This is a genomic window from Bacillus mojavensis (assembly GCF_012648005.1).
Lineage (GTDB): Bacteria > Bacillota > Bacilli > Bacillales > Bacillaceae > Bacillus > Bacillus mojavensis.
Genome location: NZ_CP051464.1, coordinates 355,643 through 373,211 on the forward strand (window position 1 = coordinate 355,643; position 17,569 = coordinate 373,211).

Here is a 17,569-nt window from a genome sequence, read left to right on the forward strand (position 1 = left end):
TCAGCTTGTAAGTTTTTCTCCTACCAAAAATTATGGCACAATGCTCAGTTAACGCATTAAACGTGTCACATTAGCTTACACATGTCTTTTCCGAAAAAATAAGGTCATATATTCTTAATTCAGAAAATTGAAATTTTTAATAGGTCAAGAAAGGGGAATGTTATGAAGCTGTCGGAACTGAAAACAAGCGGTCACCCAACCACTTTGCTCTGCTCGTTTTTATACTTTGATGTAAGTTTTATGATATGGGTTATGCTTGGAGCGCTCGGTGTTTATATTTCTCAGGATTTTGGCCTGTCTCCCTTTGAAAAAGGACTTGTCGTGGCTGTGCCGATCTTATCGGGGTCTGTGTTTCGGATCATATTAGGCGTGTTAACGGACAGAATCGGTCCAAAAAAAACAGCTGTCATCGGGATGCTGGTGACAATGATCCCGCTGCTTTGGGGGACATTTGGAGGCCGGTCGCTGACTGAACTTTATGCGATCGGCATTCTGCTTGGCGTGGCAGGCGCGAGCTTTGCTGTTGCGCTTCCTATGGCAAGCCGGTGGTATCCGCCTCATTTGCAGGGACTAGCGATGGGGATAGCGGGTGCGGGTAATAGCGGCACCTTGTTTGCGACACTGTTTGGCCCCCGGCTTGCAGAGCAGTTCGGCTGGCACAGTGTGATGGGGATTGCGCTTCTTCCTCTGATTATCGTCTTTGTTCTATTTGTTTTCATGGCGAAGAATTCCCCTGAACAACCGGCGCCGCAGCCGCTCAAAAACTATTTGCAGGTGTTCGGACAAAAGGAAACGTGGTTTTTCTGTCTGCTGTACAGCGTCACGTTTGGAGGTTTTGTGGGGCTGTCCAGCTTTTTGGCGATATTCTTCGTCGATCAATATCAGCTGTCAAAAATTCATGCAGGAGATTTCGTCACATTATGTGTAGCAGCCGGCAGTTTTTTCCGGCCTGTAGGGGGCTGGATTTCAGATCGTGTCGGGGGCACGAAGGTTCTTTCTGTTTTGTTTGTCATTGTGGCCCTTTGCATGGCCGGAGTCAGCAGTCTGCCGTCTCTTTCAGTGGTTATCATCCTTTTATTTGTCGGAATGATGGGACTCGGAATGGGCAACGGAGCAGTGTTTCAGCTCGTCCCGCAGCGCTTCCGGAAAGAAATCGGAATGGTGACGGGAATCGTCGGCGCAGCAGGAGGCATCGGAGGTTTCTTTCTGCCAAACATTTTAGGGTCATTAAAACAGATGACAGGCACATATGCCATCGGATTTATCACATTTTCCTGTATCGCATTGCTGGCGTTTGTGCTTGTGATTGCCGCAGGATATTACTGGAGAAAAAGCTGGAGCGCGGAAAGCAGCCCGGCGGATGTTTGATGTTTGAATGGAAGACACGCGATTGTGCGTGTCTTTTTTTTGCTGTTTTCAACTTTCTCTTGATTTTAACTCGTGAACCGATCAGAATAAATAGTAATTATTACGATTTAAATCGGAAGGAGTTTTCTGATTGGAACAGCACATTCTGCTCCCGGGAAAAACGGAGCGTCTTCACTATTTTGGGTCAGTCAGTCCCATGAAAGGGCAAAAGCCTGTGGAAAAGGAGAACATGAAGGATCTTCAGAATATTAGAAAAGACTATTTTTTTGATATTCAGCAAGTAGGTGTCACCAATGTGTCTCACCCGGTTACTGTTGCCTCAGCGATGAAGCCTTTTCAGCAAACGACAGCAGCGAACTTTACCATGACCGCCAGCCTGCAGCGGAATCAGAAGGGCATCAATATGAGCAGGTTAACAGAGCAGCTTCAACGCTATCATCAAAACGGCTGGGTTCTCTCTTTTTCTTCCCTTCAGCAATTTACGAAAGAGCTTGCAGAAAACATGGATCAAATCTCGGCTTGCGTCGAAGTGCGGTTTCCGTGGTATTTCGAAAGAAAGAGTCCAATGCTGGAGAAAGCGGGGCTGATGCATGCTGAGATGCTGATGTCTGTCACCTACCACGAAGATCAGCCGTTTAAACAGCGGGCCGGTATCTCAGCGAAAGTAACGACTCTTTGTCCTTGCTCTAAGGAAATCAGTGAATACAGTGCCCACAATCAGAGAGGAACGGTCAGCATTTTGGCCGATATTCATCCGGCGGCACTGCTCCCAGTCGATGTCAAAGCCGATTTGCTTCACGTTGCAGAATCAAATGCCAGCGCGAGGCTGCACCCGGTGCTAAAGCGTCCGGATGAAAAAGCCGTAACGGAAACCGCATATGAAAATCCCAGATTTGTTGAGGATCTGGCCCGTCTCATTGCCGCAGACTTGTATGAGCTTGAATGGGTGTCGGCCTTTGATATTGAATGCCGCAACGAAGAATCAATTCATCTGCACGATGCCTATGCGAAGCTTAGGTTTTCAAAACAGGAGGAATGACTATGAAGCTTTCATTATTATTTATTTCTGTTTTTGCGCCGGTAATTCTGCTGTCAGCTTGTTCTTCTCATGCGGAAGAGAAAGAAAGCTAAAAACGAGTCCATATCATTTGATATGGGCTTTTTACTTTTTAAATCATAATTAGGATGAATAGAGAGATTTTTCAAAAAATAATACTATTGATACATGTCTTTAGTGGTATAATATTTAATAAATGTAAAGAAAAGGGGGTAAATCGTTGTCTGTCCCTGATTTAATCCCATATCATTTTGTTACCACAGACATAAATCACTGGTATGTTGTAATAAAACAAGGCCGAATAGAGAAAGCAAAGGAAATGAAAAGAAAAGTAGAGAATGAATTTAATAAGATGGAGAAAAACGAGAAGGTTGCAGTTTACCTTCAGCTCTTAAAATTGAGGCATGAGATTATGCTTTCTTATTTAGAGCCTGACTCTGTTAAAGATATTGACAGCGTTTTTGAGGGCCTTAAAGAGACAAGAGAAAACCTTGCTCCGGAATCTCTTACGAATACAATTGAATTTTATTTTCATTTTTTCACCGGGATGTATCATTTCCGGACAAGAGATTTAGTCATTGCTTTAACATATTATCGAGAAGCCGAGAGATATCTTGATTTATTAGATGAAAACGCAAATACAGATAAGGCAGAGTTCTATTTCAAAGTGTCAGAGGTCTATTACTACATGAAAGAGACTCATTTCTCCATGAATTATGCTCAACGGGCATACGCTATTTTTAAACGGCAGAAAGACGATAAGGGCAATCTTACATATGGAAAAGAAATGGTTCACTGCCAGTTTGTTATCTTTGGTAACTGGCTTGATAAAATGTGTTATGAAGAAGCCTTAGAAACAGCAGAAAAAGCGTTAAAAGATGCTGTTAAAATAGGTGAGCAGCATTTAATTGGTTCTGCTCATTTTAATGTAGGATTATGTTATAATCATCTTGAAGAACTTGACAATGCAGAAAAACATTTTCAAATTGCCTATGAAATTCACAAGGCCCAGAAACATATCTATGAGTCAAAAGCGGTCTTTAATTTAGCTTATGTTAAGGCAAAACAAAATGACCTTCAGGCTGCATTAAAATTGTACGAAGAAGGAAAAAAGATTGCAGAACGTCATAATAATCAAGAGGTAGCAGAAAAACTGAAACTCGTTAAAGGGCTTTATTTATCATTTGATTTGCAGACACTCAGAGAAGTGTTCGAGTTCTTCAGGGAAAAAAATCTGTATGGTGACATGGAAGAATACGCTGTTGCTGTTGCTGATTTTCTGACCAACAAAGAAAAAAGACATGATGCGGTCGATTTTTATCAATTGGCAATTGAAGCACGCAAACAAATTCAAAGGGGGAAACATTTAAATGAAAAAATGTAAAATTGCAATTTGTTTAGCGCTTTTATTTGGCATTGTTGGTGTTTCTGGCGCTTCGTATGCTTTTAATGAGCAGTCCACTTATAAAGTCGCAGATAGAGCAGCGACTTAATTGAATATTATCAATCAACCCCCATTTTGGATAATCTCTATCAAAATGGGGTTTATTAATTTCTATGTTCGATGCTCATCCAAGTCGTGTATTGATTTAATAAAGTTTCGAATATTCATGGATGTGAATGAAAGTTCTTTGAATGAAACTCTTCAACTGAATGTAAGATGCAAGCATGGGTTCTTTATCAATAAACCCTCAGCAACAATAAAGTGGGACCAATTATCACATTATGATGGATGGAGTACTAAAAAGAGATTGAGCAAATGACAAAAACATTAAAATTAGAGGATTGGCCTGTAGCATAATTTTATTATGAAGCTTGTATACTTTGTGTAATGCCAATTGTTCCCCAGTCGATAAAAAATTCCCCATATCCATCTAACTCTTATTCTATAACAAAGATCGATAGAGTTTGTTTTATCTAAACTTCAACATAATTTGGTCGTTTTGAGATGGTTTGTTTGGATGGATCTCCAACGACATGGATATACAAAAACATACCTGACCACACAAAAGTTGTGATCAGCTGATAGAAAGCAGTTGACAAAAAGGGAAAAAGAACATACGATTTAAATCGTAATAATTACGTTTTGTGTAGAGAGGAGTTACTCCTATGTATAAATGGCTTATCATTGGCGGCGGAATTCAAGGCTCGACCTTGGCTGTGCATCTGGTGAAAAGCGGAAAGGTGCCTATACAGGATTTTGTGGTCATTGATCCTCATGAACAGCCTCTTGAGTGCTGGAAACGAAATACGGGCCGCATTCGGATGAACTATTTACGCTCTCCATCGGTTCATCACATGGATACCGAGCCGTTCAGCCTGCAAACGTATGCGGATAAAAGCCAGTGGCCGGAGGTATTCTTCGGAAGGTATAAGCGCCCCTCTTTATCGCTTTTTAATCAGCATTGTGAAACGATATTGGATGAGATACATATTGATCAGGCGTGGAAGAGAGGTATGGTGACAGACTTGAGAAGGAGAAACGGATTGTGGGAAGTGAGGACAGATGCCTCCGAAACAATCATGAGCGAAAGAGTTGTACTAGCCATGAGTTTTTCACAACAGCCTTGCTGGCCGGAGTGGGCAAAGCCATTTCAGAATGACGGCATTTACCATGTGTTTGACAGGGATGTGCAAGGGTTAGGACAGGAAGGTGGAAGTGCGGCAGTTGTGGGCGGAGGGATCACGGCGGCTCATTACGCCATCAAGCTCTCAGATGACGGGTACGACGTGACGATGTTCGTGAGGCATCCACTTCGCACCTATGATTTTGACAGTGATCCGGGCTGGCTTGGCCCGAAATATATGAAAAGATTCAGCAAAACGTCAGACTATCAAAAGAGAAGGCAATGGATCACAAACGCCAGACATCGCGGCTCCTTCCCGAAGGACATCTCAAGAAAGCTTGCTGTCTATAGAGAAGAGGGCAGGATAAAGGTCATTCAGGATGAAGTGATATCATGTCAAAAAACAGCTGACGGCTGGATGTACATACAGCTGAAGAAAAATGAATCGTCATACACATTCGAACATATCGCGCTGGCAACAGGCTTTGCTTCTGACATCAGCCGATTCGAGTGGGTTCAAAAAGCAGCGCAAGCAGAGCAATTGCCTTTTGCCGGCTGCGGCTTTCCGATTGTCGGCAAGGATTTGCAATGGGGGAACGGGTTATACGTGATGGGTGCCTTTGCGGAACTTGAAATCGGGCCGACTGCGAGAAATATTTCTGGGGCGCGAAAAGCGGCATTCACTATTACACAAACGGTGAAGTAAATGATTTAAATCGTAATGATTCTATTTTGGAAGGATGAGATCACATGAAAAAAATTCCGGTTACAGTACTAAGCGGCTATCTTGGCGCGGGAAAAACAACACTGCTCAATAGCATTTTGCAGAATCGTGAAGGCTTAAAAATAGCCGTTATTGTAAATGACATGAGCGAGGTAAACATTGACGCTGGGTTGGTTAAGCAGGAAGGCGGGCTTTCCAGAACAGATGAAAAGCTAGTGGAAATGTCAAACGGCTGCATTTGCTGCACACTTCGCGAGGATTTGTTAGTCGAAGTGGAGAAGCTGGCAAAAGAGGGACGGTTTGATTATATCGTAATCGAATCGACGGGAATCAGCGAACCGATCCCGGTGGCCCAGACATTTTCTTATATTGACGAAGAGCTGGGAATCGATCTCACAAAGTTTTGTGAGTTAGATACGATGGTGACAGTGGTCGATGCGAACCGTTTTTGGCATGACTATCAGTCGGGTGACAGCCTTCTGGACCGCAAAGAAGCACTCAGGGAAGAGGATGAAAGAGAAATTGCCGACCTGCTAATCGATCAAATTGAGTTTTGCGATGTTCTGATCTTAAATAAATGTGATTTAGTCAGCGAGCAAGAGCTTGAACAGCTTGAGAAAGTCCTTCGCACCCTGCAGCCAAGGGCTAAATTCATTCGCGCTGTCAAAGGGAACGTCAAGCCGGAGGAGATTTTACATACAGGGCTATTTAACTTCGAGGAAGCGAGCGGATCTGCCGGCTGGATAAGAGAGCTGACAGCAGGCCATGCAGCCCATACCCCGGAAACCGAGGAATATGGCATTTCTTCATTTGTTTATAAAAGACGACTGCCGTTTCATTCAACGCGCTTTTATCAATGGATGGATCAAATGCCTAAAAATGTTGTCCGCGCCAAAGGCATCGTCTGGTGCGCATCGCATAACAGCCTCGCTCTTCTGATGTCTCAAGCCGGTCCGTCCGTAACGATTGAGCCGGTATCCTATTGGGTGGCGGCGATGCCGAAGCTTGAACAGGAGCAAATCAAACAGCAGGAGCCGGAAATATTAGAGGATTGGGATCCAGAGTTTGGCGACCGTCTGACGCAGCTGGTGTTTATCGGAACAGACTTGGACGAAGAAGCGATTACAAAGGAGCTTGATCAATGTTTGCTGACTGAATATGAGTTTGATTCCGATTGGTCGCTGTTTGAAGATCCATTTAAATGGAAGCTGAATTAATAGGAAAAAGCCGTCTCCTGCGGAGCGGCTTTTTTTAATGAAACGTTTGTTTAAAGATAATGCGCGTATTTCTTCTCAAGGATATTCTGAAACGCCGCCGCAACGGAGCAGATGGCCCAATAAATGAGTGCGGTCAGAATATACATGGTCATGTAATCAAACTCTCGGCCCCCGATAATTTTCGCATGCTGGAGCAATTCCGGCACCGTAATCATCGCGGCGAGCGAGGATGCCTTGATCAAATCGAGCAAAACATTGGCGAGCGGAGGCAGCGCAATGCGGATCGATTGCGGCAAAATGATCCCCCTCATCGTCTGCCAATATGAAAGACCGAGCGAGGATGCAGCTTCCCACTGTCCTTTTTCAACGGATGAAATGGCTGAACGGTTAATTTCCGCAATATAAGCAGCGCTGTTGAGGCTAAAGCCGATCAAGGCGGCTGTAACGGCAGAAAATTCAATGCCGATATAAGGGAAACCAAAATAAAGGATAAACAGAATTACCAAAATCGGAACACCGCGCATAAAAGAAATGTAAAGACGCGCCGGCCATCTCAGCAGGGCAATCTTAGACATTCTGGCGAGCGATATAAACAGCCCGATCACCGTTCCGGCAAACATGCTGACAAAAGAAATAAGCAACGTGTATCCAATACCCTTTATAACATAAGGAAACGATTCTATCGCCAGCTGCGTGTTGAAAATATATTCCCACTGAATGCTGTATATCATGGCGTCTGATTAAAGGTCAACGTCTTGAACGTCGACATCCAGTTTCTTTGATACATCCGCTTTATTGAAGAATTGTTTCGACAGCTTGGTCAAAGTGCCGTCATTGCTCATCTTTTTCAGCGTCTCGTTCATTTGTTTCTGAAACTCAGTATTGCTTTTTTTCATGACAAGCGCCTGTTTATTCGGCATGTACTTGATGTCAGGATGGATCGTGATGTTAAGATTCGGAAATGCCGCCAGTGCGAGTGTCTGCAGGTAATAGTCGTTTAAGATGACATCAGTGCGGCCGTTGGCAACATCTTTTAAATACTGCTCGTTGGTCGCGTTATCATAAATAACTTCTTGGGCGCCGTATTTTCTGGCAACGTCCATATAGACAGTTGTCGCTGCGCCAGCCGCTTTTTTCCCTTTTAAATCTTTCAGCGTTTTTATCCCTGATAAATCATCTTTTCGGACAATGGCTGTGCCGTATGAATATTTATAAGGAGAAGAAAACGCGAACTTCTTCTCGCGGTCCTTTGTCACATCTATATCATTGGCGGCAGCGTCAACCTGGCCGCTGTTCACCGCTGTCAGCATCCCGTCGATACCCATTTCCTTGAACTCGACTTTCAGCCCGAGACGCTTAGCCGCTTCTCGAACAACTTCAACCTCATAGCCTGTCAGTTGATCCTTACCTGAATCGGTATCATGATAGGACGTAGGATAAAGTGTGCCGGACGTAGCAACGACAATTTTTCCTTTTTCTTTGATCTGCTCCCAGTCTGTATTCTTGGAACCGGCTTCATCCTTGCCGGAACAGGCTGCCAATATAAGAAAGAAAGCCATTGTTAAGCTAAAGATAACGGCTTTTGATTGCTTAAATGATTTCACCTATGTTTCCCCCAATCTGTTAATCAACTAAAAAGATAGCATTGAACATAGGGGGTTGCAATATGTTGATGGCGTTTTCAAAAAGTTCGAATTGTGTATACAAATGAGACTGTGAGCCTAAAAGCAGCAAAGAGGTTGAAGCTCGCCGGATTCAGGAAGCAAGAGATGCTGTTATCAGAATTCCGGCAACAGGTATTTGCGGCTCTGATCTTCATTTGGATAAAACGGGATTCCTGCTGCGCCTGATATCATTACGCACAAATTAAGTCTTGCTGATGCCCCTAGAGCATATGATATATTCGATAAGAAAGAAGACAGCAACATCAAAGTCAAATTGAAACCATAGTAGATCAGCAAAAGAGGCACCGAGACAATAATGTAATCCAGTAATGAAGCTCCTAGTCTGATCCAAAATCCGGCCGGTTTGTAGATGTTCATGTAACTCCCCCAGAGAAGACAAACAGACGCTGCATGATTTTATCGCAGGAACATACGTTACTTACGCAGCACCGGGAGAAGAAGAACTTTATACAGACGAACAGATCAGAAAGAGCGAATAATGGTTCGCTCTTTTTATTTTGTATACATAAAAAACACAATGAAGCAAAATATACAAAAAAGATAGGAGGAATAAACTGGATGAAAAAAGCGAATGTCAATATCATCGGAATGCTCATTGCCGCGGCTGTTATTTCTTTAACTGGCACAGCTGAAGCGGTGGAAAAACAACAGCAACAGCCGCCTGCAAATGTTACACTGACTGAACAGCAAAAGAAAGAAATTGAACAGCTGGAAGCAGATATATTAAAAAAACGCAAGGATGTCATCTCTAAGTATGTAGAATACGGCGTTCTGCCTAAAGAAAAAGGAGATCACATCAAAAATCACATGGTCCAACACTTTGAAATGATGAAACAAAACGGCTTTGTTCCGAAACGCCATTCTCATCAGCATAAATTTGAAAAGAGACATTAGGCTTCAAGCATCCAATTGAGATTGGATGCTTTTTTGATTAAAGGTATTATCCATTATGATATTGAAGTTTTTTTATAAAATTATATCGTTCAAAAAGAATATATCGTAATATAAGATATAAAGAGGGGTGTGAATAATGGAACTGGATTTCATAAATAAATTAAATCAGCAATGGACCGACATCTACTATTCATTACACTACAAGCAAAAAGATAATATTTCTCATCAGGCGATACGACTCATGCAGCATATTGAAAAGCAAGGTGAGGCAACAATAGGAGCTTTAGCAGAGTATTTATCTGTCTCTCATAATACAGCATCTGAACATACAAAACGGTTGATTCAAAAGGGATTGGCAGCTAAACGTCGAAGTCAGCAAGACGAACGTAAGGTTTTGGTAGTTTTAACAAAGGAAGGACGCTCTGTTCTTGAACAGCATACTCAGCTGGACAAAGAGAAATTAAAAGAAATAATCGAACGAATAAGCTCATCGGAAAAGGAATTGATTCAACAAGCATTTGAAATTTTAAGCAAGGAAGCTAAACAATGGCGGTAATCAGTAAAGTAATCATCTCAGCACTGATTATTGGATTCGTTACTGAAATATCAAAAAGACATCCAACCTATGGAGGGATTATTGCAGCTTTGCCCTTAGTCAGCTTGTTAAGCCTGTTTTGGATGAAAGTGCAGGGCGAAAATACAGCACAATTGAGTCAATTTGCGTCTGGTGTGCTTAAGGGCATACCTGCTACGGTTTGTTTGCTCGCGGTAATGGCGTTTTTATTGAAAACGAATGTTCCATTCTGGTTAGCGCTATGCTTTGGAGTCCTAGGATGGATCGCTTTTTTGCTACTGCAAAAGATTTTTTTGAATATATTCATTTAACGCGAGAGGAGAAGCTATGTATTTAAAAAAGGTCACACTCCTTAGAGAAAAGATCCCGTCCTTTGACAGATACCCATTCACTATCCCTGCTGTAAGTCAATTACACGAAATTTCATTTACCAAAGAAGTGTCTTTTTTTGTCGGAGAAAACGGCTCGGGGAAATCAACGTTGCTTGAAGCAATTGCGGATAAGTGTGAATTTAATACAGCGGGCGGCAGCCGTAATAATATCTATGAATTGCAGGAGTCAGACTCTCATTTGGGAGATTACATACGTTTATCATGGCTTCCTAAGATCACAAATGGTTTCTTCTTAAGAGCAGAATCGTTTTATCAGCTTTCTCTTCACCTTGATGAAGTGGAACGAGATGCTCCGCAGCCATATCTCTCCTATGGCGGAAGGCCGCTGCACAAGCAATCGCATGGTGAGTCTTTTATGTCGCTGTTCCATCATCGTTTTAAAGGAAAAGCCATTTATCTTTTAGATGAGCCTGAAGCCGCACTTTCTCCCGCACGGCAGTTAGCTTTTTTGAGAGTCATACACGATTTAGTGAAGGGCGGAAATGTACAGTTCATCATTGCTACTCACTCCCCAATTTTGCTAGGTTATCCGAATGCTGACATTTTCAGCTTTGACGGGGGCAGTATACATCATACAGAATACGAAAGCACTGAACACGTCCAGTTAACCAGGTATTTTCTTGAACAAAGAGAGAAAATATTAGCTGAGCTGTTCCGAGATTAACATCGTGTTGCTATGAAACGCGTTTCATAGCCTATGATAGGTTTATCAAATACTTCAGGAGTGATTAACACAATGATCCATCAACATCCAGAATCTTTTCCGAAACATTTTTTATGGGGCTCGGCTTCAGCAGCTTACCAGGTTGAAGGAGCATGGAACGAAGATGGCAAAGGCCCTTCTGTATGGGACGTGTTTACGAAAATCCCCGGCAAAACGTTTAAGGGCACCAATGGTGATGTTGCAGTTGACCATTATCACCGTTATAAGGAAGATGTCGCTCTGATGGCTGAGATGGGGCTGAAAGCATATCGATTCTCTGTCAGCTGGCCGCGTATTTTTCCAAAAGGAAAAGGAGAAATCAATGAAGCCGGCCTGGCATTTTACGATAACCTGATTGATGAATTGCTTTCTCATAACATTGAACCGGTTTTGACTTTATATCACTGGGATTTGCCTCAGGCGCTTATGGACGAGTATGGCGGATTTGAGTCGAGAAACATCATAGAGGATTTTAATCATTACTGCATGACTCTTTATAAACGCTTTGGACAGAAAGTGAAATATTGGGTAACGTTGAATGAACAAAACTACAATTTTAATCACGGCTTTCTTACAGCCATGCATCCGCCTGGCGTGAAGGACCGAAAACGATTTTACGAAGCAAATCATATTGCGTTTCTGGCAAATGCGAAAGCTATTGAGTCCTTCAGAAAATATGTGCCCGAAGGCAAAATAGGACCAAGCTTTGCTTATTCTCCCGCATATCCTTTAACCAGTCACCCAGAGGATATCACAGCTTTTGAAAATGCTGAAGAATTTATGAATAATTGGTGGCTGGACATGTATTGCTGGGGAACCTACCCGCAAATTCCTTTCCGCTATTTAGAAAAACAGGGATGGGCGCCGACAATCGAACCGGGTGATATGGAGCTGCTTGCCAAAGGGAAGCCGGATTTTGTAGGTGTCAACTATTATCAAACGATTACTTACGAACGAAATCCGCTTGACGGCGTTTCAGAAGGGAAAATGAATACGACGGGCCAAAAAGGGACCAATCAGGAAACAGGGATGCCGGGACTATTTAAAACTAAGAAAAACCCGAACCTCACAACGAGCAACTGGGATTGGACGATTGATCCGGTAGGATTGCGTATCGGGCTCCGCCGCATTACGACACGTTATCAGCTTCCTGTGTTTATTACAGAAAACGGTTTAGGAGAATTCGATAAAGTTGAAAACGGCACTATACATGATGATTATAGAATTGATTATTTGCGATCGCATCTTGAGCAATGCAGACAGGCCATTAGTGATGGAGTCGATTTGATCGGATATTGCAGCTGGTCATTTACTGATCTGTTAAGCTGGCTGAACGGTTATCAAAAAAGATACGGCTTTGTTTATGTGAATCGTGACGAAGAGAATGAATATGACTTAAAACGATTGAAGAAAAAAAGCTTTTATTGGTATCAGGACGTTATTAAGAAAAATGGAGAAAATATATAAAGAGTCCCTGAGAGTATTCCTCTCAGGGCTTTTCATTAGACGGAAACAGCATCAATGATGTAAGTGTCAGCATGCAGATCTGACAGCTCAGCCGGTACAGTGTAGCATGTGAATTGATAGTCCCCTTTAGGAAGGTCGAAGGAGAGCCGTTTGGACATGATGCTTTCAATTTCAATTCCGTCATTTGTGACGTGAAAAGGAACAGTCACTTTTTTTTCATAGGATGCTACTGTTTCTGAACTGTTAAGGCGCAAAAGAATATATACCTTTGAATTTCGCTGTGCCTCAAACGAAATGGCTTCGGCCGCTTCCGCATATCCTTTTTCAATCGCTTCATCTGTCCAATCGATGACAGGCGGTGCGGAACCCCTTTGAAATACAGTAAATTGATGATATGAAATCGTCAGTTCTTGCGGCTTCCATGATTTGATCAATGTGCTGTTCCTCCTCTTTTAACTGTTTACTGAATCGTAAATAAAACCTTTGTGCCATCAGGGTAATCGGTCAGCTGATGCCCGACCCAGGAGCCTGCGCCGCGATTGTCAGCGGGAGAAATATATTCTACAGAAGCCCCTTCACCGCCTTCTTTGCACATGGCCATTGGCCATTCATCTCGGTCATACCCTGTTTTGGTAGGTACGTCTTTCAATGATTGTTCGCGGCGTTCCTCAGCTCCGTCTCTGTCTACAGTGCACACATCTGAATGCCCCTCACTTATTGCGTCCTTGATATGATTTGCTGTCTCAGGATAACGCTCAGAAGGGAAGGCTATTGTTTCGTCATATTCTTCTGTTTGAGACGTTTTTTGTTCGTCTGAGAAAAAGTCTCCCTTAATCAGGCCAACAGCTGCAGCTGCTATGACAACTATTACGAGAAGTAAAGTTTTTATAATGTCCATTCGTGATGATCACCTCCCGCGTCAGCAACTTTTAAAACTGCTCCAAGAGTAATGCAGAAAGGGCTTGGTGTAAAGATTAACATTTTTTGTTTTGCCTTAGGTTTATTGCAGGAATCGTCATTTTAGCAGATCGAAATATTCATTTTTAATAAAATAACGTTATCAAATTGAAATATTAATACGAGATTATAAGCTGTTTTCAGGTTGATTAATCATTTTAAATTGGCTTATGATACCGGTAAGCTCTTCAGCTAAATGGGATAACGTTTCCGAGGCTGCAGTAATCTCTTCCATTGCAGCAAATTGCTCTTCTGTTAAAGCTGCTGCCTGCCGGGTATTTTCTGTTGATTCTTTAATGTCTGTTGTATTGGCGGCAAAGGATTCATTTATTTTTTGCGTGCTTGCTGAAATGTTGGTAACAGATGCTGATAGATCGCTGATTTCCGCAGTAATTTCATCTGTTGCAGCTGCAATTTCTTTAAATGCGTCTCTGGTGCGGTGGATCATGTTTACACCTTCAGCAGCTTCTGTTTTCACATGTTCAACAGACTGCGCAGATACAGTCATATCATTTTTTATCTCAGCGATTAATTTGGAAATCTGTCCGACAGACCGTTGAGATTCCTCTGCTAATTTGCGAACTTCATCAGCAACAACGGCAAAGCCTTTGCCGTGTTCTCCGGCTCGGGCAGCTTCAATTGCCGCATTAAGGGCAAGCAGGTTTGTCTGATCGGCAATTTGGGTGATGACAGATAAGATTTGTTCAATTTGTTTAGAGCGGCCGTCCAGCTGCTGAATGATCTCACCGCTTTTTTCAATCGAATGGTGAATGGTATCCATTTGTGCCTGAACATTTGAAATTTCTTTTTGGCCAATGTCTGCTTTAGATTGCGCAAGCTGTCCTTTCTCAGCAATGGCAACAGTATTTGAAGAAATTTGCCGTATGTCAGCCGTTGTTTGCTCCAGTGATTTTTCACTGTTTTCAATTCGTGTGATTTGATGCTTTGCTCCGTTTGCAATATGCTGAACAGCTTCTGTGATTTTTTCTGAAGCTTGATTTGTTTCTTCAGCTCCGGCTGAAAGCTGCTGAGAGGCTGATGCAAGCTGAAGGGCCGATTGCTGTACGGTTTGGATTGTCTGATTCAGCTTCATTCTCATCTTATTATAGTAAACACTCAGTTCTGCTAACTCATCAGCGGACTTGTCTGAAACTTCTATTGTCATATCTCCGTTTCCGGCGCTTTCAAAGGCGTATTTTAACACGTTTAGCCGCCGATTGATTCTTCTGGTGAAAAGCAGAACAAGGATGACAGATATAATAATAACTACAGCGAGAACGATAGCGAATTGAGTGAACAGCGATTGGGTAAGCGATGCTAAAATGCTTTGATTGGCTCCTGTATACAGCATACCGATAATGTTGCCTTCCTTATCTTTTAAGGGCATATATGCTGTTTGATAAGAGGAGCCCGCCACATCTGCTTGTCCGTAGAATTGCTTCCCGTTTTTTAAAACAGCGTCAGTGACTTCAGAAGAAGCTTGAGTGCCGACAGCTCTTTCGCCGTCTTTCATTACGTTGGTTGCCACTCGTGTATCTCCTTGAAAAATCGTTACGGTGTCACCTGTTTTTTTGCCAAGCAGATCAACAATGTCTTCATTTCCGTTTATTTGTGTCTCGCCTTTATACAGCTTATCGTTTTTTACCTCCCAGTTCCCTAAAATCACGTCGTCAATATACGTGCTGCTTAAAGCAAGATCGCCTTTCGCCTTGTCAGTGGCCATTTTTTTCATGCTGCTTGTAATGTCCTTAAGCATCACGGCGCCGACTGATAGAGAAAACAATAGAATAACCGCGAAGACCAAGCCGAGAATTTTAGTTCCAAGCTTCAGTTTTATTTGCTTTTTCAATATAATTCCTCCCTTTGTATATTTGTAGGTCATATTACTTATCGGGTTTTTGGGTTTAAAGTTTTATTTTAGAGGAATATCAAAAACCGGCCTGATCTCCAGGCCGGTTATGTGACGCTATTCAAGGTTTGCGTGGTAAGTGAACATGGTTTCAGAATCGAGTCCTTTTTTCTCCATGAGTTTTAAGATGACTGCATCATAGAATAGCAGCAATGTTTGCTCAAATAATGAACCCATTGGCTGTATGGTTTGATAGCTTCCGTTTGACCGGTCTTTAGGAGAACCGGGCATTTTGATGATGAGATCCGATTGTTTTCCAATGCTCGAATCCGGATTGATGGTTAAAGCGGCAACGACTCCGTGTAAGCTTTTTGCTTTAGCTGCTGTGTTGATCAGGCTCTTTGTCTCGCCTGATCCTGAGCCGATAATGACGAGGTCTCCTTTGCGGAGTGGCGGAGTGAGAACCTCACCGACAATATGAGCGTTGAAGCCCATGTGCATCAGTCTCATCGCGAAGGATTTTGCCATCAGGCCAGACCGGCCCGCGCCCGCAGTGAAAATTTGGTTGGACGAAAGAATGTGATCTGCAAGCTGATCAGCTTCTTCATTAGAAATATAAGCCGCTGAACGGTGTAACTCATTGAGAATTTCCGTTACGTATTCAGTCGTTTTCATATGAATTATCCTTGGGATATAAGCTGTTTCATTTTTGAAGCTGTCTCTGCTTTATCAGCTGCGCTTGTAATTCCGCCCCCAACAATGACAAGGTCGGGGGTTTGTTTGATCACTTCTGGCAGTGTATCAAGTTTGATGCCGCCCGCAATTGCGGTTTTTGCGTTTTTTACTGTATTTTTGATTGTCGTTAATTCTTCGAAAGAGTTTTTGCCCTCTGCTTGAAGATCGTATCCAGTGTGGACGCAGATGTAGTCAACACCGAGTGCGTCAATTTCTTTCGCACGGGATTCAATATCTTTCACGTTAATCATGTCCACTAAGATTTTCTTCTTCTGTTTTTTGGCTTCTTCTACTGCACCTTTAATCGTTGCATCGTCTGTAGCTCCTAACACGGTGATGATGTCAGCTCCCGCTTCCGACGCTTTCATAATTTCGTATCCGCCGGCATCCATGATTTTCAGGTCTGCCAGGACCTTCAATTGCGGAAATGTTTCTTTTATTTCTTTAACGGCTCTAAGGCCTTCATTAATGACAACCGGTGTTCCGATCTCAACCACGTCGATATATTGTTCCACTTCTTTGACAAGCTCGATGGCTTCGGGGATATTTACCAGGTCTAATGCCAGCTGTAATTCCATTGTTGATCCACTCCCTTATTCGAATTATTTCTCATTCTATAGATTCCTTCTTTAGCTGAGAAGTAGGCACTTTGAAGTCAACTAGTTACTTGAAGGATACTGTGAGAAGAGGCAATCAGATTTCTTTCGCTTGTTTTTGTGAGTGAGTATAATAAAAAGAGCCTGCTAAAAAGTAAGTAAGTGATGATACGTATCTAGCATATAAAAAGTATACTAAGGGGGATTTCTTTTGAGCCGGATGGACGACAAAAGGTTTAATTGTGAGAAGGAATTGACGCTAGCGGTGATCGGCGGTAAATGGAAAATGCTTATTTTGTGGCATTTAGGAAAAGAAGGCACAAAACGTTTTAATGAATTAAAAGCTTTGATTCCTGATATTACGCAGAAGATCCTCGTGAATCAGCTGAGAGAGCTTGAGCAGGATATGATTGTTCACAGGGAAGTGTATCCGGTTGTCCCACCGAAGGTTGAATATTCCTTGACCCCGCAAGGAGAAAGCCTGATGCCTATTCTTGATGCCATGTATGAATGGGGGAAAGGCTATATGGAATTGATTGATATCGACAAAAATGTCATTAAGGAATCGTTGTAAGGCGCTCTCGGTTAAGGGTGTCTTTTTTTTTGCCTGTTTTTTGGTTTTTGGGCGGTAAACATATGGGATGTAAAGATTGTAAATGGCTTCCAACAGTAAATGGGCTGTAGCGAAGTGGCTCAATTTAAAAATTTTTATTTTTCTGTAAATAATGTTTAGTGGAAATTTTTGCGGTATCCCGCAAAAATACCCCTGTAAAAGAACTGGAAT

At 42.5% G+C, this 17,569-nt stretch carries 19 protein-coding genes and 4 pseudogenes; 15 read left to right on the forward strand and 8 right to left on the reverse strand.

The genetic code is table 11. The features are described 5' to 3' along the window. Window positions 1–162 precede the first annotated feature (162 nt). The 7 genes and pseudogenes from HC660_RS01885 to zinU all read left to right on the forward strand — a co-directional run bounded on the left by HC660_RS01885 (window position 163) and on the right by zinU (window position 6,933). Entirely contained in the window at window positions 163–1,368 is a 1,206-nt protein-coding gene (locus HC660_RS01885; protein WP_010332971.1) for an MFS transporter, read from the forward strand. Window positions 1,369–1,498: 130 nt separating this feature from the next. Continuing rightward, complete coding sequence (gene folE2, locus HC660_RS01890; RefSeq protein ID WP_168746897.1) at window positions 1,499–2,407, forward strand: GTP cyclohydrolase FolE2; 909 nt, start codon at window positions 1,499–1,501, stop codon at window positions 2,405–2,407. A 2-nt stretch (window positions 2,408–2,409) separates the two neighbouring features. Further along, window positions 2,410–2,496, forward strand: a pseudogene (locus HC660_RS01895) (L,D-transpeptidase); the annotation flags it as partial. A gap of 149 nt (window positions 2,497–2,645) precedes the next feature. Beyond that, window positions 2,646–3,809 carry a response regulator aspartate phosphatase gene (locus HC660_RS01900; RefSeq protein ID WP_168746898.1) on the forward strand — a complete coding sequence of 388 codons (1,164 nt, stop codon included), beginning with the start codon at window positions 2,646–2,648 and terminating at the stop codon, window positions 3,807–3,809. Next, a complete protein-coding gene (locus HC660_RS21215; RefSeq protein ID WP_267496093.1) occupies window positions 3,796–3,918 on the forward strand; it encodes a hypothetical protein in 123 nt (40 codons plus the stop codon). Before HC660_RS01900 ends, HC660_RS21215 begins: the two co-directional genes overlap by 14 nt. A 616-nt stretch (window positions 3,919–4,534) precedes the next feature. Beyond that, entirely contained in the window at window positions 4,535–5,698 is a 1,164-nt protein-coding gene (locus HC660_RS01905) for an FAD-dependent oxidoreductase (protein ID WP_168746899.1), read from the forward strand. Between the two features lie 44 nt (window positions 5,699–5,742). After that, entirely contained in the window at window positions 5,743–6,933 is a 1,191-nt protein-coding gene (gene zinU / locus HC660_RS01910) for a zinc metallochaperone ZinU (protein ID WP_168746900.1), read from the forward strand. A gap of 50 nt (window positions 6,934–6,983) precedes the next feature. On the opposite strand, the gene HC660_RS01915 is transcribed toward zinU, so the two are convergent. Beyond that, window positions 6,984–7,664 (reverse strand): amino acid ABC transporter permease, encoded by a 681-nt coding sequence (locus HC660_RS01915; protein ID WP_168746901.1) that lies wholly within the window; start codon window positions 7,662–7,664, stop codon window positions 6,984–6,986. Between the two features lie 9 nt (window positions 7,665–7,673). After that, complete coding sequence (locus tag HC660_RS01920) at window positions 7,674–8,537, reverse strand: transporter substrate-binding domain-containing protein (RefSeq protein WP_168746902.1); 864 nt, start codon at window positions 8,535–8,537, stop codon at window positions 7,674–7,676. Window positions 8,538–8,781: 244 nt separating this feature from the next. On the opposite strand from HC660_RS01920, the pseudogene HC660_RS20950 reads away from it, so the two are divergent. Further along, a pseudogene (locus tag HC660_RS20950) lies at window positions 8,782–8,883 on the forward strand (formaldehyde dehydrogenase); the annotation flags it as partial. Here HC660_RS20950 and HC660_RS01925 read toward each other — a convergent pair. Next, window positions 8,880–8,975: pseudogene (locus HC660_RS01925) on the reverse strand (RDD family protein); the annotation flags it as partial. The pseudogenes HC660_RS20950 and HC660_RS01925 sit on opposite strands and share 4 nt — an antisense overlap. Before the next feature lie 11 nt (window positions 8,976–8,986). Between HC660_RS01925 and HC660_RS01930 the strand changes: the two are divergent. From HC660_RS01930 to HC660_RS01955, 6 genes and pseudogenes are all read left to right on the forward strand, one after another. Next, window positions 8,987–9,097 (forward strand): annotated as a pseudogene (locus tag HC660_RS01930) (RDD family protein); the annotation flags it as partial. Between the two features lie 79 nt (window positions 9,098–9,176). Continuing rightward, the gene (locus HC660_RS01935; protein WP_168746903.1) at window positions 9,177–9,512 is read left to right on the forward strand and encodes a YckD family protein; all 336 of its coding nucleotides are present in this window, start codon (window positions 9,177–9,179) and stop codon (window positions 9,510–9,512) included. Window positions 9,513–9,648: 136 nt separating this feature from the next. Continuing rightward, window positions 9,649–10,068 carry a MarR family winged helix-turn-helix transcriptional regulator gene (locus tag HC660_RS01940; RefSeq protein ID WP_024120173.1) on the forward strand — a complete coding sequence of 140 codons (420 nt, stop codon included), beginning with the start codon at window positions 9,649–9,651 and terminating at the stop codon, window positions 10,066–10,068. Next, window positions 10,059–10,397 (forward strand): DUF3147 family protein, encoded by a 339-nt coding sequence (locus HC660_RS01945; protein WP_168746904.1) that lies wholly within the window; start codon window positions 10,059–10,061, stop codon window positions 10,395–10,397. Before HC660_RS01940 ends, HC660_RS01945 begins: the two co-directional genes overlap by 10 nt. A 16-nt stretch (window positions 10,398–10,413) precedes the next feature. Beyond that, on the forward strand, window positions 10,414–11,142 hold the full coding sequence (locus HC660_RS01950; RefSeq protein ID WP_168746905.1) for an AAA family ATPase: 729 nt from the start codon (window positions 10,414–10,416) through the stop codon (window positions 11,140–11,142). Between the two features lie 72 nt (window positions 11,143–11,214). Next, complete coding sequence (locus HC660_RS01955) at window positions 11,215–12,648, forward strand: glycoside hydrolase family 1 protein (RefSeq protein WP_168746906.1); 1,434 nt, start codon at window positions 11,215–11,217, stop codon at window positions 12,646–12,648. A gap of 35 nt (window positions 12,649–12,683) precedes the next feature. On the opposite strand, the gene HC660_RS01960 is transcribed toward HC660_RS01955, so the two are convergent. The 5 genes from HC660_RS01960 to hxlA form a co-directional block, all read right to left on the reverse strand. Continuing rightward, window positions 12,684–13,082, reverse strand: coding sequence for a DNA-entry nuclease inhibitor (locus HC660_RS01960; protein WP_168746907.1), 399 nt, complete (start codon window positions 13,080–13,082; stop codon window positions 12,684–12,686). Window positions 13,083–13,108: 26 nt separating this feature from the next. Continuing rightward, window positions 13,109–13,546 carry a DNA-entry nuclease gene (gene nucA, locus HC660_RS01965; protein WP_010332985.1) on the reverse strand — a complete coding sequence of 146 codons (438 nt, stop codon included), beginning with the start codon at window positions 13,544–13,546 and terminating at the stop codon, window positions 13,109–13,111. A 186-nt stretch (window positions 13,547–13,732) separates the two neighbouring features. Further along, complete coding sequence (tlpC, locus tag HC660_RS01970) at window positions 13,733–15,457, reverse strand: methyl-accepting chemotaxis protein TlpC (RefSeq protein ID WP_168749356.1); 1,725 nt, start codon at window positions 15,455–15,457, stop codon at window positions 13,733–13,735. Between the two features lie 114 nt (window positions 15,458–15,571). Then, a complete protein-coding gene (gene hxlB, locus HC660_RS01975) occupies window positions 15,572–16,129 on the reverse strand; it encodes a 6-phospho-3-hexuloisomerase (RefSeq protein ID WP_168746908.1) in 558 nt (185 codons plus the stop codon). Between the two features lie 5 nt (window positions 16,130–16,134). Next, window positions 16,135–16,767: a 3-hexulose-6-phosphate synthase gene (gene hxlA / locus HC660_RS01980; protein WP_168746909.1), complete on the reverse strand. Its 633-nt coding sequence runs from the start codon at window positions 16,765–16,767 to the stop codon at window positions 16,135–16,137. Between the two features lie 229 nt (window positions 16,768–16,996). On the opposite strand from hxlA, the gene hxlR reads away from it, so the two are divergent. Then, the gene (gene hxlR / locus HC660_RS01985) at window positions 16,997–17,359 is read left to right on the forward strand and encodes a transcriptional activator HxlR (RefSeq protein ID WP_003241118.1); all 363 of its coding nucleotides are present in this window, start codon (window positions 16,997–16,999) and stop codon (window positions 17,357–17,359) included. Window positions 17,360–17,569 lie beyond the last annotated feature (210 nt).

Coding starts and splice junctions, on each gene's coding strand:
- nucA (WP_010332985.1), bottom strand. CDS start 13,546: ATGGACATTATAAAAACTTTACTTCTCGTAATAGTTGTCATAGCAGCT.
- HC660_RS21215 (WP_267496093.1), top strand. CDS start 3,796: ATGAAAAAATGTAAAATTGCAATTTGTTTAGCGCTTTTATTTGGCATT.
- HC660_RS01905 (WP_168746899.1), top strand. CDS start 4,535: ATGTATAAATGGCTTATCATTGGCGGCGGAATTCAAGGCTCGACCTTG.
- HC660_RS01940 (WP_024120173.1), top strand. CDS start 9,649: ATGGAACTGGATTTCATAAATAAATTAAATCAGCAATGGACCGACATC.
- hxlA (WP_168746909.1), bottom strand. CDS start 16,767: ATGGAATTACAGCTGGCATTAGACCTGGTAAATATCCCCGAAGCCATC.
- zinU (WP_168746900.1), top strand. CDS start 5,743: ATGAAAAAAATTCCGGTTACAGTACTAAGCGGCTATCTTGGCGCGGGA.
- HC660_RS01935 (WP_168746903.1), top strand. CDS start 9,177: ATGAAAAAAGCGAATGTCAATATCATCGGAATGCTCATTGCCGCGGCT.
- HC660_RS01955 (WP_168746906.1), top strand. CDS start 11,215: ATGATCCATCAACATCCAGAATCTTTTCCGAAACATTTTTTATGGGGC.
- HC660_RS01945 (WP_168746904.1), top strand. CDS start 10,059: ATGGCGGTAATCAGTAAAGTAATCATCTCAGCACTGATTATTGGATTC.
- HC660_RS01915 (WP_168746901.1), bottom strand. CDS start 7,664: ATGATATACAGCATTCAGTGGGAATATATTTTCAACACGCAGCTGGCG.
- hxlB (WP_168746908.1), bottom strand. CDS start 16,129: ATGAAAACGACTGAATACGTAACGGAAATTCTCAATGAGTTACACCGT.
- HC660_RS01885 (WP_010332971.1), top strand. CDS start 163: ATGAAGCTGTCGGAACTGAAAACAAGCGGTCACCCAACCACTTTGCTC.
- HC660_RS01950 (WP_168746905.1), top strand. CDS start 10,414: ATGTATTTAAAAAAGGTCACACTCCTTAGAGAAAAGATCCCGTCCTTT.